This is a genomic window from Staphylococcus simulans, from assembly GCF_002994445.1.
Taxonomy (GTDB): domain Bacteria; phylum Bacillota; class Bacilli; order Staphylococcales; family Staphylococcaceae; genus Staphylococcus; species Staphylococcus simulans_B.
Map to the genome: position 1 here is coordinate 93,812 of NZ_MRZJ01000001.1, position 24,243 is coordinate 118,054.

Sequence of the window (24,243 nt, forward strand, 5' to 3'; positions counted from 1 at the left end):
GCAATTTAGGAGGCGTTTTTAATGGATTGGATTTTACCTGTAGCTGGTTTAGTTGCAGCTATAGCATTTTTAGTATTAGTAATCGGTATTGTAGCTGTCCTATTCTCAGTTAAGAAAAACTTAGACTATGTGGCTAAGACTCTTGACGGAATTGAAGGGCAAGTACAAGGTATTACAAGAGAATCAACTGATTTACTTCATAAAGCTAACCGCTTAACTGAAGATATTCAAGATAAAGTGGATCGCTTAAACTCTGTAGTTGACGGAGTGAAAGGCATCGGTGACTCTATCCAAGACTTAGATGGATCAGTGGACCGAGTAACTAACTCAATTGCACATAACATTTCTCAAAACGAAGACAAGATTTCACAAGTCATCCAATGGTCAAATGTTGCAATGGAAATTGCTGATAAATGGCAATACAGAAAGCAACGCAGAGAAAGTGCAAACTACAGAGGCTAATAAGATATTATTGAATTGATATCTTATCAGTCAGCTCACATTATCAATTAATAGACGAACAAATTGCACTTAAATGAGGTTAATCAACTTTGTTTAAGTGCTTTTATTTTACTAGGAGGCAAATACATGAGAAAGAAAAACGATGAGGCAAAATTAGAGATTTATGAAGTCGAAGCAATGTCTGACACAGTGCGCAAAGACTTTGTATACGGATTTATTGCAGGTGCATTTATCGGTACAGCAGCAGGATTCGTCATCAATCAAGTGAAACGACGCAAAGCAATCGAAAAACAACAAGAACAGCAAGTACAACAAGAATCTGATGAAAACAAAGCATCTGTCAAAGAGAAAGTTGCAGCTCAAACTAACGCATTAAAAGCGAATGCGCAAAACCAATTGCAAGATATTAAGGATAAAGCGCAGCAGCTTAAATCAGATGTTAGACAGAAATTCAACAAAGATGAACAAGAAACAGATCCGAAAGCTTTAAGAGCTGAAAAACAAGCGATTCGTAATGAAGCAGCTGCACATGATTTATCTGATGTGTCTCCAAAAGCTCAAGAAGCACAAGTGGATAACAATCCATTAAAATCATCACAATCAGTAACAACGCCTGCACACGAGTTCACAGCAACAGGCATTGCAAAAGCAGCACATGACAAAGCAAAATTAATTGAAAATGATAACACAGTGGCAGCAAAAGTCGCTGAACTGTTCAAAGCAAGCCCAATTAAATCAAGTGCTTATGCAACAGTTCCGGTATTAGTTTCAGCAGCCGCAGCAACAGTTGCAGTTAAAAAAGCAGACGATAAAGATGCTAAGAAAGCAGACAAAGCAGTTTCAAAACCAAAAGATGCTGAAAAACGTACCAACCAAACACATGAAAAAGCATCATTTGATAAAGGTGTTATCACGCATGATAAAGCAACAGCTAATCATTCAGCGGATGAATCTAAAGCACCAAAAGCAACAGGCAAAGTAGAAACTAAAACAGTCAACAATACAACAACTACAAAATCAGAAACAACAAAAACAACAAACACACCTAAGAAAAAACCATCATCAACAACTAAAACTGCGAAAGCAGCTTCAGCAAAAGATGCTACAAAAACAACTACAAAGACAACAAAGCAGCCTGCAGCAAAAGGCAGCAAAACAACAACACAAAAAACAACTACGAAAACAACTAAGTCAGCAAGCAGCAAACCAAATACAAAATCAAGCAGCCAGCCAAAAGGTGAAACAACAAAGAAAAAAATAGAAAAGAAAACATTCGATAATAAATAATGTCTCTCAAGAAGGTCAACCTTGTTCTTTGAGGTTGATCTTCTTTAATTATTAATGAACTTGGTAACATTATTGTAAGAAAATTAAAAATAGTCAAAAAAGTTAAGAAAATTGGATGAACCTACTTGATAAATTCGTAACTTCTTGCTAGAATTACTGATAAATTCAATTTTTTATCGCTTTAAAGTGTAATAAGTTGGATGCAAATAATTACATAGAGGTGACCAGTAATGAATAAATTAGAACAGTACAGAAATGAAATTCAAGACATTAACGAACAAATTTTAGATTTACTAGAAAAGCGTGGTAATTTAGCGCAAAAAATCGGTGAAGAAAAGCGTAAACAAGGAACAAAAGTTTATGATCCTGAACGTGAAAAAGAGATGTTGAATGCTTTAATCGAGAAAAATAATGGTCCATTTAACGACAATGTAATTAAACAATTATTCAAAGAAATATTTAAAGCATCCACTGACTTACAAAAATCAGAAAACGAAAAACATCTTATTGTTTCAAGAAAACTAAAACCGGAAGATACAATCGTTCAATTTGATAACGGCGGTATTATCGGCGACGGCAATAAATCATTCATCTTCGGTCCATGTTCAGTTGAATCACAAGAACAAGTAGACGCTGTAGCACAAGACTTGCAAAGCAAAGGCTTGAAATTTATCCGAGGCGGCGCATTCAAACCGCGTACTTCACCTTATGATTTCCAAGGTTTAGGTTTAGAAGGCTTGAAAATCCTTAAAAATGTGAAAGATAAATACAACTTGAATGTTGTAAGTGAAATCGTAACACCTGCAGATTTCGAATTAGCAGATCAATACTTAGATGTGTTCCAAATCGGAGCGCGCAACATGCAAAACTTCGAATTATTAAAAGAAGCAGGGCGTACTAACAAACCAATCTTATTAAAACGCGGAATGTCCGCAACAATTGAAGAGTTCATTTTTGCGGCTGAATACATTGCATCGCAAGGTAATCAAAATATTATCTTATGCGAACGTGGTATCAGAACTTACGAAAAAGCTACACGTAATACATTAGATATTTCTGCAGTACCAATTTTAAAACAAGGTACACACTTACCAGTAATGGTAGATGTTACACACAGTACAGGACGTAAAGACATTATGCTTCCGACAGCTAAAGCTGCTTTAGCTGTTGGCGCAGATGGGGTTATGGCAGAAGTACATCCAGACCCTGCAGTAGCATTAAGCGACAGCGCACAACAAATGGATTTAGAGCAATTCGATAAATTCTATAATGAGTTGAAACCATTAGCTGATATGTACGATAATAATCAATTACGCTAATCAGATGATTGAAATCAAGCCTTCTCGGTCAATGTAAGTTTTGTTGACCCAGAGGGCTTTTTGATGTGGTACAATAAATATTCAGTGACAAAACAGTGACATCAGAAACTTTTATTTTGAGTTTTTAACGATTTATGGTAAACTTTGAAAATGTTATGAAAACTTATTATAATAGTGTTTGAAACGCTTTCAGAAAGGGTGAATCATATGACCGTTACGATTTATGATGTTGCAAGAGAAGCACGTGTTTCTATGGCAACAGTCTCTCGTGTAGTGAATGGCAACCAAAATGTAAAACCGGAAACAAGGGATAAAGTAAACGCAGTCATTAAAAAGCTGAACTATAGACCGAACGCAGTTGCCAGAGGTTTAGCAAGTAAGAAAACAACAACCGTCGGAGTTATCATTCCAGATATCTCAAATGTCTATTATTCTCAATTAGCTAGGGGCCTTGAGGATATTGCGACGATGTATAAATATCATTCTATTATTTCAAACTCAGATAATGATACTGAAAAAGCGAAAGAGATCTTTAATAATCTTTTAAGCAAACAAGTAGATGGTATTATTTTCCTTGGCGGCACATTAGATGAAGAATTAGAATCAATGATTGAAAAATCTTCGATTCCTGTAGTTGTTTCAGGTACCAGCGATGACGACAACAAAGTTGCTTCTGTCAACATCGATTATAAACAAGCGGCTGCTGAAGTAACAAATCACTTAATTGAATCCGGTGCTGAAAAATTTGCCTTTGTGGGCGGCAATAACTCAGAAAAAGCTGAGAATGATGTATTATCCGGATTAAAAGATACATTGTCAGAACACGGCTTAAATTTAGATGACAACCTTACTTTCAGAGGTAAAGAAACGTATAAAGACGGACTTAAAGCTTTTGAGGAAATCAAAGACTTAAAACCAGATGCAGTATTGTCTATCAGTGACGAACAAGCTATTGGTATCGTTCATGCGGCTGAAGATGCGAATGTTAATGTGCCTTCAGACATGCAGATTGTCAGCTTTAACAATACACGTCTTGTAGAAATGGTACGTCCGCAATTATCAAGCGTGATTCAACCGCTTTATGATATCGGGGCAGTAGGTATGCGTTTACTTACTAAATACATGAATAATGAAACAATTGAAGATTCAACGGTCATTTTGCCATATCGCGTAGAATATCGTGGAACAACGAAATGATAATTAAAAATGTCTGGAAAAGCAGCGCAATTTGCAGCGTGCCTCCAGACATTTTTGTTTTGTCTCAAGTCTTTAAAACCAGCTGGCGACTTGATTGGCATGTTTTAAATTTTTCTCAGTAATTTCTTTAGTTCTTGGTATTTCCATATAATCTAAGCGCTGATCATCCCATGTCGTCGGCAGTTCGGTCGGACAATATTGTTTCCATTTATCTACCCAATCTTTCGGCAAATCACCATGTTGAATAGGAACATCCATTAAACTTAAAAAGACATGGCTCCATGCTCTCGGCACAACACGCCAGATATTATAACCGCCGCCGCCGAACATTAAAACTTTGCCATCTGTATATTTATCAGCAAGTGACTTAATGTAATAGGGAACAGCGTTTAGAGAATCAAGTGTACAATTCATATGCGTAAGCGGATCTAAGTAATGTATATCCACACCATGCACGCTTAAAATAATATCAGGCTGATATGACTGAATCACAGGAGTAACTGTGCGCTTGAAACAATCGATATAAGAATCGTCTTCTGTATAAGGTTCTAACGGTACATTAACAGAATAGCTGAAACCTTGTTCTTTACCGCGTTCTGTATAATGGCCAGAACCAGGAAAGAGAAATTTGCCTGTTTCATGAATAGAATAATTCAAGATTTCATTTTGTGTATAAAAGCTCCATTGCACACCGTCCCCATGATGCGCATCTGTATCAATGACCATGACTTTCATCTGATATTTCTCTGAAAGATACTTTGCGGTAATTGCGACATCATTGTAGATACAAAATCCGTTAGCACGCCCAGGCAATGCATGATGCAGACCGCCCCCTAAATGACAGCCGTTTTTGACTTCGCCATTGACTATCATATCTGCTAATTTCAATGCACCGCCTACAATGCGTGCACTGTGCTGATGCATATGTTTGAATTGTGAAGTATCTTCGTTCGCAAATCCATATTTTTTAGATTCAACTTCGCTGAGAATACCGCGAGATGCATGTTTGATTGCATTGACATAATCATATGTGTGAATCAATGTAAGTTCTTCATCTGTGGCGATTCTTGGTGTGATAATTTGGCTTGAATGCAGCAAGCCGGCATCAATCAAGAGTTCCGTCGTCAGCTTTAAGCGCATCTGATTGAAAGGGTGGTCACTGCTGAAGCGGTACTGCATTAATTGATTGGAATAGACATACCCCGTTTGTTTATAATTTTGACTCATATCATTCTCCCCTTTAGTAGAAGAAGCGGTTCATGAAGCGAATATCATCAAACGCTTCCATCTGGTCTAGTGTAATGCGCGAACCGATTCTTGCCATTAAACAGTTTGCAGGATGACCTGTAATTTCAGGATCATCTGTCGCAAAGATTTCTAAACCTCCGTGCGACATCAGTTTCTGCATTAATTTCTTATATTCGTATACATCTAATTTCGAATTTTTTAAATCCCAATGCCAATAATATTCTGTTGTGAGGACGATATAGTCTTCGAATTCATCCTCACTCAGACTGAGTTTAATCAAATCATTGCCTAAACCTGTGCCTCTGTGCGGCAAGGCGATTTCAACTGCTCCGAGTTCGATTAAATAGGGCAGATTACCTGTCGACCATCGCTCTAACGGATCAGGATAATGGTAAGTAACATAGCCTACAATTGTGTTATCTAAGCGCAAAACATAAATACGTCCTTCAGGCAGTTCACTGATTTCTTGAATGGCTTCAAATTGTTCAATCGGCCGTCTGAACGCATCTAACCCGTCATCATAATACATTTGTTCTAGTTGTTTGCGTGGTACAGGGCCTTCAATGACATACGTAGTATCGTTGCGTGTATAGGTATTTTTGACATACGTTTTGACATGTTCCATATTGCCACATCCTTTTTAATATTCTTCTTAGTTGTAATGTGTAATTCCGATTTTGAAGTAAATTGATATAAATCTACGTATTAATTCTTATTATAATAGTTTTAAGCAGTAATTTACACACAAATCAGAATTATCGCAATAATTTTTGAATAATGGGTATAACTTTTGTATAATGGTTTTTGAAAACGATTTCAAACGAAGGGGGCAATTCAAATGAAAGTCGATATTTATAAAGGGGGAGAAGGTAATTACAACCTTCAAAACTACGAAGAAACATATAATAATTTTGACTGGAAAGAAGTAGAGAAAGCATTCTCTTGGTACGAAACTGGAAAGGTCAACATGGCTTATGAATGTATTGATCGCCATGTAGATAATGGTCTCGGGGATAAAACGGCCTTAAACTACAAAGATGCAAAACGTAAAGAAAGTTATACATTCAAAGAAATGCAGGCACTGACAAATAAAGCAGCCAATGTCTTAAAAGATGAAGCCAACGTAGAAAAAGGGGATCGTGTCTTTATCTTTATGCCGAGAACACCGGAACTTTATTTCGCATTCTTCGGGATTTTAAAATTGGGTGCGATTGTTGGTCCATTATTTGAAGCGTTTATGGAAAAAGCAGTCGCAGACCGTTTAGACAATAGTGATGCGAATGTAATCGTTACAACCAAAGATTTAAAATCCAGAATTCCGAAAGATGATTTACCGAAGTTAGAAAAAATCGTCGTTGTTGATGAAAATGGCGATGTTGAAGAAGAAGATGTAGATTTCAACAAAGCACTTAAAGATGCAAGCGATGAATTTGATATCGAATGGTTGGACCGCGAAGATGGTTTAATCTTGCATTATACTTCTGGTTCAACTGGACAGCCAAAAGGGGTATTGCATGTTCAAGATGCAATGATTGTACATTATATTTCTGGTAAATATGTATTAGACTTAAAAGAAGATGATGTTTACTGGTGTACTGCAGACCCAGGCTGGGTAACAGGCACATCTTACGGTATTTTCGCACCATGGTTAAACGGTGTTACAAATTGTATCGCAGGCGGACGTTTCTCACCAGAAGCTTGGTATGGAATGATTGAAGAATTCGATGTTACGATTTGGTATACTGCACCGACTGCACTGCGTATGCTTATGAGTGCGGGTGATGATATCGTGAAGAAATACGATTTATCATCATTACGTGAAGTATATTCAGTAGGTGAACCGCTTAACCCTGAAGTTATCAAATGGGCAAAAGAAGTGTTAGGCCATACTGTACTTGATACTTGGTGGATGACAGAAACAGGCGGTCATATGATTGTCAACTATCCTTCTATGGATGTGAAACTTGGTTCAATGGGTAAACCATTGCCAGGTATTGAAGCAGCGATTGTAGATGATCAAGGCAACGAGTTGCCGCCGAATCGCATGGGTAACTTAGCTATTAAAAAAGGCTGGCCGTCAATGATGCGTAAAATCTGGAAGAACCCGGAAAAGTATGATTCTTACTTCATCGGCGACTGGTATGTTTCAGGCGACTCTGCATACCAAGATGAAGATGGCTACTTCTGGTTCCAAGGCCGTGTAGATGATGTCATTATGACAGCAGGCGAACGTGTCGGACCATTCGAAGTAGAATCTAAGTTAGTAGAACACCCAGCAGTAGCAGAAGCAGGGGTAATCGGTAAACCTGATCCGGTCCGCGGTGAAATTATCAAAGCCTTTGTCGCATTAAATCATGGTTATGATCCAAGCGATGAAGTGAAGGAAGACATCAGAAAGTTCGTTAAAAATGGATTATCTGCACATGCAGCACCAAGAGAAATCGAATTTAAAGAAAAATTACCTAAGACACGTTCTGGTAAAATCATGAGACGTGTATTAAAAGCTTGGGAACTTGATTTGCCTGAAGGCGATTTAAGTACTATGGAAGATTAATTCCCTTTTCTGCCATAATATATTTCTAATTGAATAGGCAATAAATCAAAGCGGTATCGAAATGTGGTTTAAAGCATTTCGGTACCGCTTACATTGTTGCAATATAAAGGGTTTTCATAAAATAATATCTACGATTTTTGTAAAATTACCAAAAAAGTATGAATACTAAAAAAATATAGATGAATATGTTCGACATTAAATCTATATTTCGATATGATTGATGATGTAAAAGGTTTTCATGCAGTTGAAACAAGGTCTGTTTGTGATGCTTCATTGAAAAGTGCTTTCGTTTATGAGGGAGCTTGAGTACTACTGCTATGAAATAAAACAAAGAGACTGTTGCGCAACTGTAAATAAAATACTTAATAAGGGGCTGAATGAATTGAGTCATTTATCAGATTTGGATATTGCTAATCAAGCAACATTACAACCAATTAAAGAAATTGCGGAAAAGGTTGGTATTCCAGAAGATGCTTTAGAACCTTACGGTCATTATAAAGCTAAAATTGACATCAACAAATTAGAAGATAAAGGGGAAAAAGGTAAAGTAGTTCTTGTTACTGCAATGAGTCCTACACCAGCAGGTGAAGGTAAATCAACAGTTACAGTTGGTTTAGCGGATGCATTCCACGAATTAGGCGAAAATGTCATGATGGCATTACGCGAACCTGCATTAGGTCCAGTCTTCGGTATTAAAGGCGGTGCAACAGGCGGCGGATATGCACAAGTATTGCCGATGGAAGATATCAACTTGCACTTCAACGGCGACTTCCACGCAATCACTACAGCAAACAATGCTTTATCAGCATTCATCGACAACCATATTCACCAAGGTAATGAATTAGGTATCGATCAACGCCGTATCGAATGGAAACGTGTTCTAGACATGAACGACCGTGCTTTAAGACAAGTTGTTGTAGGTTTAGGCGGCCCGACACAAGGTGTACCTCGTGAAGACGGCTTCAACATTACAGTAGCATCAGAAATCATGGCAATTCTTTGCTTAAGTACAGGCTTGAAAGACTTAAAAGAAAGCATTGCGAATATTACAATTGCTTATACTCGCGATCGCAAACCAGTTACAGTTAAAGATTTGAAAGTTGAAGGTGCAATTGCAATGATTCTTAAAGATGCAATCAAACCTAACTTAGTACAATCAATCGAAGGTACGCCTGCATTAATCCACGGCGGACCATTCGCAAACATTGCACACGGCTGTAACTCAATCTTAGCTACTGAAACAGCACGTCAATTAGCTGATGTAGTTGTGACAGAAGCTGGTTTCGGATCTGACTTAGGTGCTGAGAAATTCATGAACATCAAGTCACGCAAAGCTGGTTTCGAACCTAGCGCTGCAGTAGTTGTTGCGACAGTTCGTGCATTGAAAATGCATGGCGGCGTAGCAAAAGACGACTTGAAAGAAGAAAATGTACAAGCAGTTAAAGACGGACTAGAAAACTTAGCACGTCACATCAGAAACATCCGTTCATTCGGTGTTGAACCTGTAGTTGCATTAAACGCATTCGTTAATGATACAGATGCTGAAACAAAAGTTGTTGAAGACTGGGCAAAAGAAAACAACGTACGTATCGCTTTAACAGAAGTATGGGAAAAAGGCGGCAAAGGCGGCGTTGAATTAGCTAAACAAGTGAAAGAAGTTATTAATGAAGACCAAGACTTCAAAAACACTTATGATCTTGACGAACCAATCGAAGAAAAAATCGAAAAAATCGTTAAGAACATTTATGGCGGTAATAAAGTAACATTCACAAGCAAAGCCCAAAAACAATTAAAACAAATCAAAGACAACGGCTGGGACAACTATCCAGTATGTATGGCTAAAACACAATACTCATTCTCTGACGACAAAGACTTATTAGGTGCACCAAAAGACTTTGAAATCACAATCAGAGAATTACAACCGAAAACAGGTGCCGGCTTCATCGTTGCATTAACTGGTGCAATTATGACAATGCCTGGACTTCCTAAAAAACCAGCTGCATTAAACATGGACGTAACTGAAGACGGACATGCTAAAGGATTATTCTAATTCACACCAAATATTAAAATAATCTAAAAAAACGACCCTAAAGTTGTGCGTGATGATACGCTCAGCTTTAGGGTTTTTTCGTCATTAAATGTGAAACAATATCGTATTTTTCTGCTTTTTTAAATGTCTTTTCGGAAATTTCGCCTTCAACACGCATTCTCCATAAAACATAATGCTGACGACGTAATCCGATTTTCAGTTCGTCTTTTGGTTTTAACGTCCCGTCTGCTTCATAAGGTGTATATGTGTAAGGACTTTGGACTAAGCCGACTAAATAAGCAGCTTCAGGCAGGTTGACCTCACTCGGCGGTTTGCCGAACAAGCTGAAAGAAGCTGATCCGATACCTGTAATATTATCGCCGTTATAGTCGCGGCCGAACGGGACGATGTTTAAATACGTATACATGATTTCTTCTTTGGTCAAGATACGTTCAAGTTTTAAAGCCAGAACAATTTCATTAGCTTTGCGGTTATAAGTTTTATCATTGTTCAGTACTTGATTTTTAATGACTTGCTGTGTGATAGTACTGCCGCCTGAAGAAACTTCTGTTTCGAAAATATCTTGATAAATTGCACGAAGCAATGCTTTAGGCAAGATACCGTCATGCTTTAAATACAAAGAATCTTCTGATGCGATTAATGCTTTCGGTATCACAGCATTCACGCTTTTCGGTCCCACAAGCAGCGGGTTATTAGATGCATCATATTGTGTTAAAAAATCCTTTTGACTATAATCTATGTGTTCATCGCCAGGTACGTTTAAAACAGCACGTTTCAATTCAGTGTCTGATAAATTTTCTGAGTCAGAGGTCATGCTCATAAAGAAGCCGATTAAAAGACCGATCGATAAACTAATTATTAAAAGAATGATAACAAATAGGATGACAAAGAAATGTTTGGTCCGCTTATACCATTTCTCAAAGTAATGTAATGGGGGAGAAGCGGTTGTATGTGTTGTTTGAGAATGTTTCATAATTTGCCTCCAATAATTAACAATAGTATAGCATAATTGTATTCAAGTTGACTTTTAAAAAACTGTTGATTATAATGAAATCAAATTAATAAGTTTTGGATAAGGAAAAGTAACTGATTTGATTGTTTTTAGAGAGCTGGTGGGTGCTGGGAACCAGTAACAACAAATAAGCGAATACACCTGCTGCCTTATATTTAAGTATCCAACGTTTGACTTGATGAACGTATCATTAATGATAGAAACCTTTAAGTATGGTGGTACCGTGCAATAGATGCGCCCTTACAGTGAATGCTGTAAGGGTTTTTTTATTTCCTTAAATTTCCAAAGCAAAATATTAACAACAATTCAGAGGAGGAACAATAGATGACAAATGAATTATTAAATGACTTAGAATGGCGTGGACTTGTTTATCAACAAACAGATGCAGAAGGATTAGAAGCATTACTTAACAAAGAGAAAGTCACTTTATACTGTGGTGTAGACCCGACTGCAGACAGTATGCATATCGGACACTTATTACCGTTATTAACATTACGCCGTTTCCAAGAACACGGTCATAAACCGATTGTATTAATCGGCGGCGGTACAGGTATGATTGGCGACCCTTCAGGCAGAACGGATGAACGTGTATTGCAAACTGAAGCACAAGTAGAAGATAATGTTCGCGGCATCGGTGCGCAAATGGATAAAATCTTTGATTTTTCCGGAGAAGAAGCAGCACAGCTTGTAAACAACAAAGATTGGTTAAGCCAAATCTCATTAATTGATTTCTTAAGAGACTACGGTAAACACGTAGGTGTTAACTACATGCTGGGTAAAGACTCAGTACAATCTCGATTAGAAAAAGGGATTTCATACACTGAATTCACTTACATGATTTTACAAGCTATCGACTTCGGTCATTTAAACCGCGAATTCAACTGTAAAGTTCAAATCGGCGGATCAGACCAATGGGGCAATATCACAAGTGGTATCGAATTAATGCGTCGTATGTACGGTCAAACTGAAGCATTCGGTTTCACAATTCCGTTAGTCACAAAAGCAGATGGTAAAAAGTTCGGTAAATCTGAATCAGGTACTGTTTGGTTGGATGCAGATAAAACAAGCCCATACGAGTTATACCAATTCTGGATTAATACATCAGATGCCGATGTAATCAAGTTCTTGAAATACTTCACTTTCTTAGACAAAGCTGAAATTGAAAAACTAGAACAATCTAAAGAAGAAGCACCGCATTTACGTGAAGCACAAAAAGCTTTAGCTGAAAATGTTGTACGTTTCATTCATGGTCAAGCAGCTTTAGATGATGCAATTCGTATTTCAGAAGCATTATTCAGCGGGGACTTGAAATCATTAAGCAGCGAAGAATTACGCCAAGGCTTTAAAGATGTACCGCAAGCTTCTGTCAGCAATGACACTACAAACATTGTAGACTTCATTGTAGAAGCAGGCATTTCATCTTCTAAACGCCAAGCACGCGAAGATGTTTCAAATGGTGCGATTTACATTAATGGCGAACGCCAACAAGATTTGAAATATGAAATCAGCGATGCAGATAAAATCGATAATGAATTTACAATTGTCCGCAGAGGTAAAAAGAAATACTTCATGGTGAAATACCAATAATTCAATATACATTAAAAAATGCTTGTGCTAAGGAATGAATCCAAAGCACAAGCATTTATTTTTATGTTATCTCTTACCTAAGTGAACAGAAACTTCTTTTTCTTTGCCATCGCGAATGACTTTGACTTTCAATGTTTCATCTGGTTTTTTATTGGAGTAAAGATATGATCTTAATTCAGAGTCATCTTTAACTTTTTGTCCGTCTGCTTCAATGATAATATCGCCTTCTTGTAAAGCACTATCACTTTGCGCTTTTGCGACGTATACACCGTCATTACGGTCTGTGTGCAATTCTTTCTTATAGCGTTCAGGAATATCACTTAAATTGATTGTGCCGATTCCGATAGAAGGGCGTTCGACTTTACCATGTTTTACAAGCTGTTCGATGATAATCTTCGCTTCGTTGCTTGGTATGGCAAAACCGATACCTTCAACTTGAGGCATTGAAATCTTCATAGAGTTGATACCTACTAAATCACCGTTCAGGTTGACTAAAGCACCGCCAGAGTTGCCGGGGTTGATAGCGGCATCCGTTTGCAGCACAGAAACTTTATTTGAGCCGGCTGAAGTTTGTGTATCAATTGTTCTTTCGTTTGCTGAAATAATACCTGATGTCACTGTATTAGCAAACTCTAAGCCTAATGGATTACCAATCGCAAATACACTGTCGCCGGTTTTGACTTTTGAAGAATCCGCAAATTGAATTGTTTTGATACCAGGCGCATTTTCAATTTTTAATACGGCTATATCTGTTAAAGCATCTTTGCCGACAAGTTCTGCTTTTACTTGTTTCGTATCATGTAATTGGACTTTGATTTCACTCGCACCGTCTACAACGTGGTTATTCGTAACAATATAAGCATTGCCGCCGGATTTTTGATAAATCACACCAGAACCGATACCCGCTTCTTGTGACTTTCCAGCATTGCCACTAAAGAAATCTTCTAAGCTTTGTGCCTTCTGCATATTGATAACACCCACAATAGAAGGTGAGACATCTGTAATCATTTGATTGACAGATTTATATTTTGAACTTTTGCCATCTAAGACATTTCCGCCTTTGCTGTCTTTTGCTTGCTGTACTGTGGCACCGTCATTAGATTGCTCTATCAGCTTGCCGACACCTAATATAAGCAGCCCGCCGATAATACCAGCAAGCAAGGCAAGTAAAATGACGCGCAGCCAAGGGAATGACCTTCTAGGCGGCTGTTGACGTCGTTCTTGATTTTCATTATAGTATTCAGTCATTGAATTCCTCCCAGAATGTTTCTTTCTATTATTATCATATGTTTTGTTAATATTTTCTAGCATTTTGCTATGTTTCAATATAAAACAAATCAAAATCTGAACTATCAGACATATATAATGCACTGAAATAGGCTTGTTGACAGAGGTGGGAAGTGATAAACTTTGGATAGTTAAATAAACAATTGAGTAGGTGACCCAATGTATAAATTTATCAGTAGTATTCTATACGGAATCATTGTAAAGCTGAGTCATTCGCTTAAGGTATATGGTAAAGAAAATGTACCGCAGCTTAATCGTTATGTCGTGACATGCAACCATGAGAGTTATAACGAAGTTATTATGCTTGGCATGGCAATGTATCCTAACCAAATTCATTATATGGCTAAAAAAGAATTGTTCTATAATAAAGCGTTCGGCAGCTTTTTAAAATCATTAAATGCCTTTCCGGTTGATCGTGAAAACCCAGGTCCGAGTACGATTAAAACACCGGTGAATTTATTGAAGAAAAACAAAACAATCGGCATGTTCCCAGCAGGGCATCGTACAGCAGAAGAAACACCTTTGAAACGCGGTGCTGCAACGATTGCTATGATGGCAAAAGTACCGATTGTACCAGCTGCTTATGAAGGACCAGACAAAATATTAGGTATGGTAACTGGCAAAGCGAAAATTATCTTCGGTGAACCGATTGATACTGCCGTTTTACCTGAACATTTGAAAAAACGTCATGAAAAAGTTGATTATATTACGCAAGAGCTTACAAAACGCACAAGAGCACTTCAAGAAGAATTAAAGCATTTGCCTAAGTAATGTACGGAGATAAAGTGAGATGAAATAAAGAGAAACAATAAAGTCATCTGGCTTTATCTCTTTTTCATGCCGTTTTTTATAGATCCATAGAGAGAAAGAAGGATAAGCATATGTATAATTTTTTACAACGCTTAGGGCGTTCTTTAATGCTGCCGGTTGCTGTATTGCCAGCAGCTGCCATCATTATCGGAATTGCTAACGTCTTAAAAGCAATGAATACAGCACCGACTGCGGCCGAATTCATCTTCCAATGCGGTTTGGCTGTTTTAGAACAGCTCGGTTTACTCTTTGCTATCGGTGTTGCTTTAGGGATGGCGAAGAAGAATGACGGCTCTGTTGCTTTAGCAGCAGTTGTCGGTTACTTTGTGGTAACGTCAGTATTAAAACCAGAAAAGCTTGCAGGTATCCTGCGAATCAAAGAGGACGCAATCAACATCGGTTTTGATCAAATGAATAACCAAAATGTGTTTGTCGGTTTATTAATCGGTTTAATTGCAGCATTCTGTTATAACAAATTCAGTGCTACAGAATTGCCGACTGCATTATCGTTCTTCAGCGGTAAGCGTTTAGTTCCGATTATGACAGCATTTTTATCAGTATTGTTGTCTCTTGTTTTATTTTTTGTATGGCCATTCGTTTATGATGGCATTGTTGCTTTTGGTAAATGGATTATTAATTTTGGCCCATTTGGAGCATTTTTATATGGTGTATTTAACCGTTTGCTGATTCCAACAGGTTTGCATCACGCATTAAATGCTGTCTTTTGGTTTGATTTAGGAGGTATAAATGATATCGCTAAATTCCAATCAGGCGATGGCGCTATTAAAGGGATTACAGGCCGTTACATGGCTGGTTTCTTCCCGGTCATGATGTTTGGTGTACCGGCAGCAGCTTTAGCGATGTATCAAACAGCTGTTTCTAAACAAAAGAAACGTGTAGCTGGTTTAATGTTAGCAGGTTCAATTTCAGCATTCTTTGTCGGTGTAACTGAACCGATTGAATTTGCCTTTATGTTTGCGGCACCAGTATTATTTGTGATTCATGCCTTATTAACAGGTTTATCACTCTTTATTGCTGCATTATTCCATTGGACAGCAGGATTCTCATTCAGTGCAGGACTGATTGATTTCCTATTATCACTCGTTAATCCTGTGTCGAATTATCCATTGATGTTAATGGTTCAAGGAATCGTATTCTTTGTGATTTACTATGTAGTTTTCAGAGCTGCGATTCAATTCTTTAACTTGAATACACCAGGCCGCGGTGATGAAGAAATTGCAGACCCTGTCGCAGATCCTTCTGAATCTGATGAGAATTCAGCGAAACCAGCAGGAAAGTATACTGCAATGTCTTCACAAATTATTGATGGGTTAGGCGGAAAAGAAAATATTACTACGTTAACCAATTGTGCAACAAGACTTCGATTAGAAGTGGATGACATTGAAAAGCTGAATAAGAATCAAATCAAGCAAGCAGGCGCAGCTGGTGTCACTACGAGCGGTAAACATAATGTTCAGGTTATTATAGGAACACATGTTCAACAAGTGGCGGATGAAGTAGAGAAACAAATGGAGTCATGATAAACTTAAAGAGCGGAAGCATTCTTTAGAGTGTGCTTTCGCTCTATTGCTTATTTGTGTATAAATTTGTATAATATTAATTATTCTGAATTTTCCGAAGTAGGTGGAGAAATGAAAGCAGTATTATTTGATGTTGATGGTGTATTTTTAAGTGAAGAAAGATGTTTTGACGTTTCTGCTTTGACTGTCTATGAAATGTTGATGAGTCAGCATTTCTTGAAGTTGATGCCGTCAGTTAAATTCAACACGATTAATGACAGTGAAATTAATCTTATTCGTCAAGTTGTGTTTGAGCAAGATCAGATTTTGAATGCGATGAAGTCGCGCGGATTGAATTCTAACTGGGATATGTTGTTTATTGTGTTATCGATTCATTTGATTGATTTGCTTAAAACACTCTCAGCAGAAGACAGAGAAGCATTTTTAACGGCACATCCTTTTACAGATGTCACGCTTCAAGAGGTTGGAGATTTAGTCTCAAAACAGCAAGTTGATTTTATTAAACCGCTGCATTTTATTGAAAATGCGGAATCTGGTAAAACTCAAATTTATCGTGATTTGCGCAATTATGCAGCAGAACAGCTAGATACAGAACATACAGAGCTGTTTGAAATCCGCAGTCCTTTATGGGAAATTTCACAAGAGGTCTTCCAAGAATGGTATTTAGGCCATCGTTTATATCGCAAAGTAGAAGAAAAAACACCGAGAAGCGATTTTAAAACAGGTTATATCTATCAAGAAGAAGAATTGGCTGATGCTAAAGAAATTCAAGGCTTGCTGAAAGATTTAGAAGAAGCGGGTTATAAACTAGCAGTAGCTACTGGCCGTCCTAGAACAGAAACGCTCGTACCGTTTGAGGACAAAGGCTTCTTAAAGTACTTTGATGAATCGCATATCGTATCAGCTTCTGAAGTATTGAAAGCTGAAGAGCAGTTTCCTGAATTAAAACCTTTAGGCAAACCGAATCCGTTTTGCTATATTGCAGCATACAACGGTAATCAGCTAGATCAGTACCAAAATTATGCACAACAGCAAGATCAAGTATTCCGAGATGAAGAGATATACATAGTAGGAGATTCTCTCGCAGACTTATTCAGTGCAGAAACAACAGGTGCTACATTTATCGGAACGCTGACAGGTTTAAAAGGTAAAGCAGCGCAATCAGAACTTGAAGCGCATCATGCAGATTATATTGTTGATAATGTCTTAGATATTCGTAAAATCATATTATAAAATACATCAAAATAAAACGACCAGCAAACTTAGATATCAGAATCTGAGTCAGCTGGTCTTTATTTATGTGTTGCTTTTATAATTTTATTTGTTTAAGTCAACGAATTGAATAGATTCAAATCCATCGATTTTGTAAAGTGCATCAATAACTTCTTCTGAGACAGGCATATCTACAGAGATAATCATCATGGCATTACCGCCTTGAGTTGTACGGCCTAAGTGCATTGAGGCAATGTTAATATCATATTCGCCTAAAATTTGACCTGTACGTCCTACAATACCTGGACGGTCTTGGTGATGGATGACAAGTTGATATTTTTCAGGTTTGAAATCAACAGGGTAGTCATTGATTTGAACAATGCGCGCACCATAACCGTTTAAGACAGTTGCGCCGACAGTGACTTTACGGTCTCTGTTGACCATTGTTAATTCAATGTAGTTGCTGAAAGAACGAGACTTCGCATCTTTTTCAACATTGTAAACTACATTTTGTTCGTTAAGAAGGAAGAGGGCATTGACTAAGTTGACACGATCGCCTAAGTCTTGAGATAAAATACCTTTAGCGATTGTACGTGTCAAAATGTTTGTATCTTCTTTAACCAATTCCCCGCTGAATTTAATTTTTAATTCACGCGGTGCTTTGCCTAATAATTGAATACATACTTTGCCGACCATGTCGCAAAGGTTCAAGTATTCTTGAAGTTCTTCCGCTTCTTCTCCAAAAATCATTTTCGGCGCATTGACAGCGTGGCGCACATTGCCGGTATGGAAGAATTCTTCAATTTCATTCGAAACGGATACGGCTACTTTTTCTTGTGCTTCAACAGTAGATGCACCTAAGTGCGGTGTCACAACGATTTTATCATGTTTTGTTAAAGGTGAATCTGTAGCAGGTTCATTTTCGAATACATCAATGGCTGCACGTGCAATCAAACCATTATCTAATGCTTCAATCAACGCTTCTTCATCAATGATACCGCCGCGTGCTACGTTGATAATTTGAAGGTTAGGTTTAGCTTGAGCAAAGAATTCTTTGCCTATCATACCTTTTGTTTTCGGTGTCAACGGTGTATGCACAGTTACAAAGTCTGCTTTTTGTGCGATTTCTTCCACTGTTGCACGTTCAATATCTAATTCTTTTGCTTTTTCAGCTGTTAAATAAGGGTCAAAAGCAATGATTTTCATACCGAAGCTTTTAGCACGTTTAGCTACGCCTAAACCGATACGTCCTGTACCGATGATACCTAATGTTTTATGGTATAATTCTGTACCTTTAAATGATGAGCGGTTCCATTTGCCTGCTTTAAGTGATTGGTTGGCATCTGGAATTTGACGTGCCATGGCTAAAATCATAGCCATTGAGTGTTCTGTTGCTGAAATAGTATTGCCGTCAGGGGCGTTGATTACCAACACACCGCGTTTTGTAGCTGCATCGCGATCGATATTGTCGACGCCGACACCAGCACGAGCAATAATTTTCAAGTTGTCAGCTGCTTCAATGACTTCAGGTGTTACTTGTGTTTGGCTTCTTACAATAAGCCCATCATAGTCTTTGATTTTATCGATTAAAGCTTCAGGAGCAAGCCCTGTATCAATATCGACTTCAAAGTCTGGATCATCTAAAAGTGTTTGCAAACCGTCTTTTGCGATTGGATCTGATACTAGAATTTTATACATATGCTTTTACCACCTCTAAGTATGCTGTAGTTCCTTTTCCGACATATGATTCGTGACGTAATTCAGAAAGGATAATTTCAAGTGCGCTGACACATTGTAAAATATCAGCTGTATCGATTTGTCCTAAATGACCGATACGAAGGATTTGGCCTTTTAATTTGCCTTGTCCGCCGGCGATTGTAATGTTGAAGCGGTTAAGTAATTCATTTTTGATTGTTGAAACTTCAGTAGGTGAAGTCGGTACAAATGCAGTTACTGTAGGAGATGCATATTCGTCTTTAACAAGTAAAGGCAAGTCTAAAGCTTTTAATGCAGCTCTTAAGCCGTCTCTGATAACATAATGACGTTGAATTACATTCTCAAAACCTTGTTCAGCAACAAAATCTGCATACGCAGCTACGCCTTTATAAAGGCTGACATTCGGTGTGAATGGTGTTGAATTGTTTTCTGCTGAAGCAATGTATTTATTAAAGTCTAAATAGAAACGCGGTGTTTTTACTTCAGCAAAACGTGCTTTTGCACGGTCTGAATATGCTGCAAATGCCAATCCTGGCGGTAGCATAATTGCTTTTTGGCTTCCTGAAACCAATACATCGATATGATCGCGTTCTAAGTCAGCATCTACGGCACCGACACAACTTACACCGTCAACGACAAAATAAGTTTCCGGATAGTTTTCGTGCAATGCATGACCTAATTCGTGAATAGGGTGGAGTACTGATGTAGATGTTTCGCAATATTGACTATATACTGCAGTCACTTGTTCTGGCAGTGATTTTAAGAAATCAATAAAGGCATTCACATCAACTGCTTCTCCCCATGGGACATCAAAGACATGAACGTTGTGGAAGTATGTTTGAGCAATTTGTTTGTAGCGATTGCCGAACGCTCCTGAAACAATGACAGCCACATGGTCATCTGGATTTAAGATATTGACCATACTTGCTTCAAGTGCGCTTGTACCGCTGGATGTAAAGATCATGACTTCGTTTTTGGAACCGAAAACAGGTTGCAGCCCTTTATAAGCTTTTTCAGCAATAGCTTCAAATTCTTTTGTGCGGTGACCAATCATCGGTTCTTGAATGACGCGTTGAATGCGTTCAGGAATTGGAGTTGGTCCGGGTGTTAATAACAATGGATGATGATACATATAGATTTCCCCCTAACGTAAGATTTCTTAATTTTATCAAATATTCTGAAAATAAGAAAGGGTATTTCAGTGTTATTTCACTGATTTTACGATAATTTAACAAAATATATGAATTGTAAGCGTTTTTAAAGAAAAAATACTAAAAATAATTACCCAACTCAAAAAGTTGGGTAGAAGATTATAAAATGTATGGTTCAATCTTGATGTCGACATTACCGCGAATAGAGTTAGAAATCATGCAATTGTTATCTGCGATTTTTAAAAGTTTATCTAATCTCTTTTCGAGCGCTTCTTTTTGGGACGCTTCTACTGAGATTTTAGGCTGATGTTTGATTTGCTCCATTTTAAATTTACCATTGGTTAAAGAGGCTGTTCCAACCGATTCCTGGTTAATAGAAATGTCGTTGAAATGTGCACGTTCAAGCGTCGCAGCAAGTGAAATAATATAACAAGATGAAGCTGCTGCTACTAGCATTTCATCTGGATTGGTTCCTTCTCCGACACCGCCAAGTGATGATGGAATAGAAATAGATTCATTAATCACATCGCCTTTAGCAAGGCCGACTTCATCTCTGCCGCCACTCCATTGCGTCGTAACTATAAAATCGTGGTTTGTCATATTTCTTTGACCTCCGTTTTGAATATGATAGATTAATTCTGAAACTAAAAATTGATAAAGGGTGAATACCATGGAAAAAGTAATCCCAAGCGAAGACTTGCAAGTTATTGCACATCGCGGATTTTCAATCGATTATCCCGAAAATACTTTATTAGCATATAAAGCAGCACTCAGTGCACATGTAGATATGCTTGAAATTGATGTGCATTTAACAAAAGATCAGCAACTTGTTGTTATCCATGATGATAAAATAGATAGAACCTCTAATGGATCAGGTTATGTAAAAGATTATACGCTAGATGAATTAAAAAGCTATGATTTCGGTTCATGGAAAGACAGTACATTTGCGGGTGCACGTATTATGACATTTAAAGAAGTGGCACAACTTGTAAAACCCTATAAAACAACACTATTAATTGAAATCAAAAAGCCGAGCAAATATCCTAATATTGAAGAAATACTGCTAAAAGAAATAGAAGAAAATCGTTTGGATGCGGATAAAACAATTATTCAATCGTTTGATGATAAAAGTATTCAAAAAATAGCACAGTTAACAAACAAATTTAAATTAGGCGTGCTGCTGAGCAAGAAGAAATATCTATTTAGAATGCCGAACTTTAACAAGTTGGCTAAGTTTTGTGATTATGCGAACCCGAATTTCGAATTGGTCAACAAAAAGTTTGTTGAAAGAGCACATATTCATAAATTAGAAGTAATGCCATATACAGTTAACGACATCAATGATATACGGAAATTAATCATTGATGGGGTAGACGGTATTATTACAGATGGTCCGAACTACTACTTTGATTTAGATTGAAATCAAAACAACACAACTGTATAATTAAATTATCTAAAATGCAGAAGGGAAGGCAAGAGGGAACATCATGACTGTCATCAGCAACGGGCTTTCCTCAATTATTTATGAAACTTAATTTTGATATTCAACCATTGCAACGTATCCGACAAATAGACAAAAGAGAATTGTTAAATTGGATTGTTGTGATAATCGGTGTAACCATTTATAGAGTGATTAAAAGGAAAAAAGCGCAGAAAACGAAATAAGATTAAGTGGTTTGTTAATATTTAAGAAAATGAAATTAAAAAGAACAAAAATAAAGGGGTTTGTGTGATTCAAACGCCTTTATTTTGTTCTTTTTGATAGGTTGCTTTTTAAAGTAATTATTGATGAGGTTGTAAGCCCAAGGCAAGTACTTGGTGAATCCATAGATGAATCCAAATAGTGCAAAAATAGCTTCACCATTATCAGTTGTGATTGAAAGCAAAGCTAAAGTGCAAATGAATACATAAACGTTAATAACAACTACCACAAATGCAAATTCTTTAATAACATTTTCTACGTTATCATTCTTAAAATACTGATAAGTCATGACGATGACAGAAAGTACAAAAGAAATACCAAGTGATAAAGACAACGCAAATCCAACATTAGCCACAAATGAATCTATAATGACTTTTAGTATGGAGTGTTCAAAATAGCTTTTATTAAAATAGTCTCCCAAACTCGGCAATAATAAAAAACCTCCGGTGATATACAACACAACAAGTAACATAATGAATCTATTATTTTTCAACCAATTCTTCAATATTGATTTTCTCCCTTACATTAATAGTTTTATTATGCCGTAATTACATCGATAAAACTAGGTTTTTCACAACACAAAAATGGAATAATCGGATACATGATGAATGTTAGAAGGTGAGGGATAAAGTTGTAGTAAAAAAGGGATAAAACAAAAAATACTGCATCCTTGAAAACAAGGCATGCAGTATTGAAATAATAAATCTATTATTTACCTGAGTAGTACTCAACGATAAGTTGTTCGTTGATTTCAGCTGGTAATTCGCTGCGTTCTGGAACACGTACGAAAGTACCTGATAATTTTTCTTCGTCGAATTCTAAGTATTCTGGTACGAAGTTGTTGATTTCTACAGATTCAGCAATGATATCTAGTTTTTGAGATTTTTCTCTAACTGAGATCACTTGACCTGGTTTTAATGAGTATGATGGGATGTCTACGCGAGCGCCATCAACTTCGATGTGACCGTGGTTTACTAATTGACGTGCTTGACGACGAGTACGTGCTAAACCTAAAGCATATACAACAGCGTCTAAACGACGTGCTAATAAACGCATGAAGTTTTCACCGTGTACACCAGATTGTTTACCAGCAGCAAGGAATGTATTGTGGAATTGTCTTTCAGTTACGCCATATAAGTAACGTAATTTTTGTTTTTCACGTAATTGAATTGCATATTCTGATAATTTTTTTCTTTGGTTAGGACCATGTTGACCTGGTGCGTAAGGGCGTTTTTCTAATTCTTTACCAGTACCGCTTAATGAGATACCTAAACGACGAGATTTTTTCCAGTTTGAACCTCTGAATCGAGCCATGTTAAGACTCCTCCTTTTGTTTTTAGTTGTTATGAAAAAACAAAAAAGAGTGTTGTATACTTATTAAGATATGTTATTTTATGTGTCCTCGCCTCATAGCTCCGGTTACACGGCACGTCCGCATTGGGAATAACATAGCGCCTAATAATATACAACTGCTACTTTCGTTAATTCACACAAAGAGTATTCTACCATTCTGGCAGATAAAGTCAAGCTTTTATCTCTTTTTCTTCAAATAAATAATTATTTCACTGTTTGTGCAATTTGTTTTTCTAATACTTTCATTAATCGAATCAAGCCATCTTCATCTTCTTGTGAGAAGCGCGACTTGATCGGTGCATCAATATCCAATAGTCCGATGACTTTATTGTCTTGATGCAGCGGAATAACAATTTCAGATTGGCTGCGTGCATCGCATGCAATATGACCAGGGAAAGCATGTACATCATCCACACGCTGAACAATATCTTGTTGTGCGGAAGTACCGCATACGCCGCTGCCTAATTGAATAGGGGTACAAGCAGGACGGCCTTGGAAAGGACCTAAAATAAGCTGGCCGTCTTCCATAAGATAGAAACCAATCCAATTGATGTCAGATAAATTTTCATTTAATAAAGCAGATGTGTTGCTGAGTAAAGTAATTAAATAGCGCTCATCCGCATTCAAACCTTCTAATTGCTGAAGGATGGCGTTGTAATTTGTAGTATTGCTGCCCATATATAATTGACCTCTTTTCTCTCTTGCATTTTCCATATTATAATATGTTCTATTAAGAAACTTCAATTTAGAGTACT

The 24,243-nt window shown here is 37.3% G+C and carries 21 protein-coding genes; 11 read left to right on the plus strand and 10 right to left on the minus strand.

Going from position 1 to position 24,243, the window contains the following annotated elements; translation table 11 throughout:
* Positions 1–21: 21 nt before the first annotated feature.
* From C7N65_RS00620 to ccpA, 4 genes are all read left to right on the plus strand, one after another.
* Complete coding sequence (locus C7N65_RS00620; protein ID WP_105992532.1) at positions 22–462, plus strand: DUF948 domain-containing protein; 441 nt, start codon at positions 22–24, stop codon at positions 460–462.
* A gap of 126 nt (positions 463–588) precedes the next feature.
* A complete protein-coding gene (locus C7N65_RS00625; RefSeq protein WP_105992533.1) occupies positions 589–1,749 on the plus strand; it encodes a hypothetical protein in 1,161 nt (386 codons plus the stop codon).
* Between the two features lie 230 nt (positions 1,750–1,979).
* Positions 1,980–3,068, plus strand: a complete 1,089-nt coding sequence (locus C7N65_RS00630; protein WP_105992534.1) for a bifunctional 3-deoxy-7-phosphoheptulonate synthase/chorismate mutase — start codon at positions 1,980–1,982, stop codon at positions 3,066–3,068.
* Positions 3,069–3,275: 207 nt separating this feature from the next.
* Positions 3,276–4,265, plus strand: a complete 990-nt coding sequence (gene ccpA, locus C7N65_RS00635) for a catabolite control protein A (RefSeq protein WP_105992535.1) — start codon at positions 3,276–3,278, stop codon at positions 4,263–4,265.
* 72 nt (positions 4,266–4,337) lie between these two features.
* Here ccpA and C7N65_RS00640 read toward each other — a convergent pair whose 3' ends face one another.
* Positions 4,338–5,492 carry an acetoin utilization protein AcuC gene (locus tag C7N65_RS00640; protein WP_105992536.1) on the minus strand — a complete coding sequence of 385 codons (1,155 nt, stop codon included), beginning with the start codon at positions 5,490–5,492 and terminating at the stop codon, positions 4,338–4,340.
* A 13-nt stretch (positions 5,493–5,505) separates the two neighbouring features.
* Complete coding sequence (locus C7N65_RS00645) at positions 5,506–6,138, minus strand: GNAT family N-acetyltransferase (RefSeq protein ID WP_105992537.1); 633 nt, start codon at positions 6,136–6,138, stop codon at positions 5,506–5,508.
* Positions 6,139–6,351: 213 nt separating this feature from the next.
* On the opposite strand from C7N65_RS00645, the gene acsA reads away from it, so the two are divergent.
* Complete coding sequence (gene acsA, locus C7N65_RS00650) at positions 6,352–8,067, plus strand: acetate--CoA ligase (protein ID WP_105992538.1); 1,716 nt, start codon at positions 6,352–6,354, stop codon at positions 8,065–8,067.
* Between the two features lie 382 nt (positions 8,068–8,449).
* Positions 8,450–10,117 carry a formate--tetrahydrofolate ligase gene (locus C7N65_RS00655; protein ID WP_105992539.1) on the plus strand — a complete coding sequence of 556 codons (1,668 nt, stop codon included), beginning with the start codon at positions 8,450–8,452 and terminating at the stop codon, positions 10,115–10,117.
* A 67-nt stretch (positions 10,118–10,184) separates the two neighbouring features.
* Here C7N65_RS00655 and C7N65_RS00660 read toward each other — a convergent pair whose 3' ends face one another.
* Entirely contained in the window at positions 10,185–11,090 is a 906-nt protein-coding gene (locus tag C7N65_RS00660) for a biosynthetic peptidoglycan transglycosylase (RefSeq protein ID WP_105992540.1), read from the minus strand.
* A gap of 363 nt (positions 11,091–11,453) precedes the next feature.
* Here C7N65_RS00660 and tyrS point away from each other — a divergent pair, with 363 nt between their 5' ends.
* The gene (tyrS, locus tag C7N65_RS00665; protein ID WP_105992541.1) at positions 11,454–12,716 is read left to right on the plus strand and encodes a tyrosine--tRNA ligase; all 1,263 of its coding nucleotides are present in this window, start codon (positions 11,454–11,456) and stop codon (positions 12,714–12,716) included.
* 66 nt (positions 12,717–12,782) lie between these two features.
* Here tyrS and C7N65_RS00670 read toward each other — a convergent pair whose 3' ends face one another.
* On the minus strand, positions 12,783–13,964 hold the full coding sequence (locus C7N65_RS00670; RefSeq protein ID WP_105992542.1) for a S1C family serine protease: 1,182 nt from the start codon (positions 13,962–13,964) through the stop codon (positions 12,783–12,785).
* A 198-nt stretch (positions 13,965–14,162) separates the two neighbouring features.
* Between C7N65_RS00670 and C7N65_RS00675 the strand changes: the two genes are divergently transcribed.
* The 3 genes from C7N65_RS00675 (at position 14,163) to C7N65_RS00685 (ending at position 17,587) form a co-directional block, all read left to right on the plus strand.
* Complete coding sequence (locus C7N65_RS00675) at positions 14,163–14,774, plus strand: lysophospholipid acyltransferase family protein (protein ID WP_105992543.1); 612 nt, start codon at positions 14,163–14,165, stop codon at positions 14,772–14,774.
* Positions 14,775–14,884: 110 nt separating this feature from the next.
* A complete protein-coding gene (nagE, locus tag C7N65_RS00680; protein WP_105992544.1) occupies positions 14,885–16,354 on the plus strand; it encodes an N-acetylglucosamine-specific PTS transporter subunit IIBC in 1,470 nt (489 codons plus the stop codon).
* 111 nt (positions 16,355–16,465) lie between these two features.
* The gene (locus C7N65_RS00685) at positions 16,466–17,587 is read left to right on the plus strand and encodes an HAD family hydrolase (RefSeq protein ID WP_105992545.1); all 1,122 of its coding nucleotides are present in this window, start codon (positions 16,466–16,468) and stop codon (positions 17,585–17,587) included.
* An 84-nt stretch (positions 17,588–17,671) separates the two neighbouring features.
* Here the strand turns inward: C7N65_RS00685 and serA are convergent, their stop codons facing one another.
* From serA to C7N65_RS00700, 3 genes are all read right to left on the minus strand, one after another.
* Complete coding sequence (gene serA / locus C7N65_RS00690) at positions 17,672–19,264, minus strand: phosphoglycerate dehydrogenase (protein ID WP_105992546.1); 1,593 nt, start codon at positions 19,262–19,264, stop codon at positions 17,672–17,674.
* Positions 19,257–20,414 (minus strand): pyridoxal-phosphate-dependent aminotransferase family protein, encoded by a 1,158-nt coding sequence (locus tag C7N65_RS00695; protein WP_105992547.1) that lies wholly within the window; start codon positions 20,412–20,414, stop codon positions 19,257–19,259. The genes serA and C7N65_RS00695 overlap by 8 nt, the downstream gene beginning before the upstream one ends.
* Before the next feature lie 178 nt (positions 20,415–20,592).
* Positions 20,593–21,033, minus strand: coding sequence for an SACOL1771 family peroxiredoxin (locus C7N65_RS00700; protein ID WP_105993047.1), 441 nt, complete (start codon positions 21,031–21,033; stop codon positions 20,593–20,595).
* 70 nt (positions 21,034–21,103) lie between these two features.
* Between C7N65_RS00700 and C7N65_RS00705 the strand changes: the two genes are divergently transcribed.
* Positions 21,104–21,853, plus strand: a complete 750-nt coding sequence (locus C7N65_RS00705; RefSeq protein ID WP_105992548.1) for a glycerophosphodiester phosphodiesterase — start codon at positions 21,104–21,106, stop codon at positions 21,851–21,853.
* A 280-nt stretch (positions 21,854–22,133) separates the two neighbouring features.
* On the opposite strand, the gene C7N65_RS00710 is transcribed toward C7N65_RS00705, so the two are convergent.
* From C7N65_RS00710 to C7N65_RS00720, 3 genes are all read right to left on the minus strand, one after another.
* A complete protein-coding gene (locus tag C7N65_RS00710; RefSeq protein ID WP_105992549.1) occupies positions 22,134–22,640 on the minus strand; it encodes a hypothetical protein in 507 nt (168 codons plus the stop codon).
* 203 nt (positions 22,641–22,843) lie between these two features.
* Positions 22,844–23,449 carry a 30S ribosomal protein S4 gene (gene rpsD, locus C7N65_RS00715; protein ID WP_105992550.1) on the minus strand — a complete coding sequence of 202 codons (606 nt, stop codon included), beginning with the start codon at positions 23,447–23,449 and terminating at the stop codon, positions 22,844–22,846.
* A 243-nt stretch (positions 23,450–23,692) separates the two neighbouring features.
* Complete coding sequence (locus tag C7N65_RS00720) at positions 23,693–24,166, minus strand: GAF domain-containing protein (protein ID WP_105992551.1); 474 nt, start codon at positions 24,164–24,166, stop codon at positions 23,693–23,695.
* Between the last annotated feature and the right edge of the window lie 77 nt (positions 24,167–24,243).

Bases quoted from the DNA above. Each gene is read 5' to 3' on its own strand.
- C7N65_RS00620 (WP_105992532.1), top strand. From the start codon at position 22: ATGGATTGGATTTTACCTGTAGCTGGTTTAGTTGCAGCTATAGCATTT.
- C7N65_RS00625 (WP_105992533.1), top strand. From the start codon at position 589: ATGAGAAAGAAAAACGATGAGGCAAAATTAGAGATTTATGAAGTCGAA.
- C7N65_RS00630 (WP_105992534.1), top strand. From the start codon at position 1,980: ATGAATAAATTAGAACAGTACAGAAATGAAATTCAAGACATTAACGAA.
- ccpA (WP_105992535.1), top strand. From the start codon at position 3,276: ATGACCGTTACGATTTATGATGTTGCAAGAGAAGCACGTGTTTCTATG.
- C7N65_RS00640 (WP_105992536.1), bottom strand. From the start codon at position 5,492: ATGAGTCAAAATTATAAACAAACGGGGTATGTCTATTCCAATCAATTA.
- C7N65_RS00645 (WP_105992537.1), bottom strand. From the start codon at position 6,138: ATGGAACATGTCAAAACGTATGTCAAAAATACCTATACACGCAACGAT.
- acsA (WP_105992538.1), top strand. From the start codon at position 6,352: ATGAAAGTCGATATTTATAAAGGGGGAGAAGGTAATTACAACCTTCAA.
- C7N65_RS00660 (WP_105992540.1), bottom strand. From the start codon at position 11,090: ATGAAACATTCTCAAACAACACATACAACCGCTTCTCCCCCATTACAT.
- tyrS (WP_105992541.1), top strand. From the start codon at position 11,454: ATGACAAATGAATTATTAAATGACTTAGAATGGCGTGGACTTGTTTAT.
- C7N65_RS00670 (WP_105992542.1), bottom strand. From the start codon at position 13,964: ATGACTGAATACTATAATGAAAATCAAGAACGACGTCAACAGCCGCCT.
- C7N65_RS00675 (WP_105992543.1), top strand. From the start codon at position 14,163: ATGTATAAATTTATCAGTAGTATTCTATACGGAATCATTGTAAAGCTG.
- nagE (WP_105992544.1), top strand. From the start codon at position 14,885: ATGTATAATTTTTTACAACGCTTAGGGCGTTCTTTAATGCTGCCGGTT.
- C7N65_RS00685 (WP_105992545.1), top strand. From the start codon at position 16,466: ATGAAAGCAGTATTATTTGATGTTGATGGTGTATTTTTAAGTGAAGAA.
- serA (WP_105992546.1), bottom strand. From the start codon at position 19,264: ATGTATAAAATTCTAGTATCAGATCCAATCGCAAAAGACGGTTTGCAA.
- C7N65_RS00695 (WP_105992547.1), bottom strand. From the start codon at position 20,414: ATGTATCATCATCCATTGTTATTAACACCCGGACCAACTCCAATTCCT.
- C7N65_RS00700 (WP_105993047.1), bottom strand. From the start codon at position 21,033: ATGACAAACCACGATTTTATAGTTACGACGCAATGGAGTGGCGGCAGA.
- C7N65_RS00705 (WP_105992548.1), top strand. From the start codon at position 21,104: ATGGAAAAAGTAATCCCAAGCGAAGACTTGCAAGTTATTGCACATCGC.
- rpsD (WP_105992550.1), bottom strand. From the start codon at position 23,449: ATGGCTCGATTCAGAGGTTCAAACTGGAAAAAATCTCGTCGTTTAGGT.
- C7N65_RS00720 (WP_105992551.1), bottom strand. From the start codon at position 24,166: ATGGGCAGCAATACTACAAATTACAACGCCATCCTTCAGCAATTAGAA.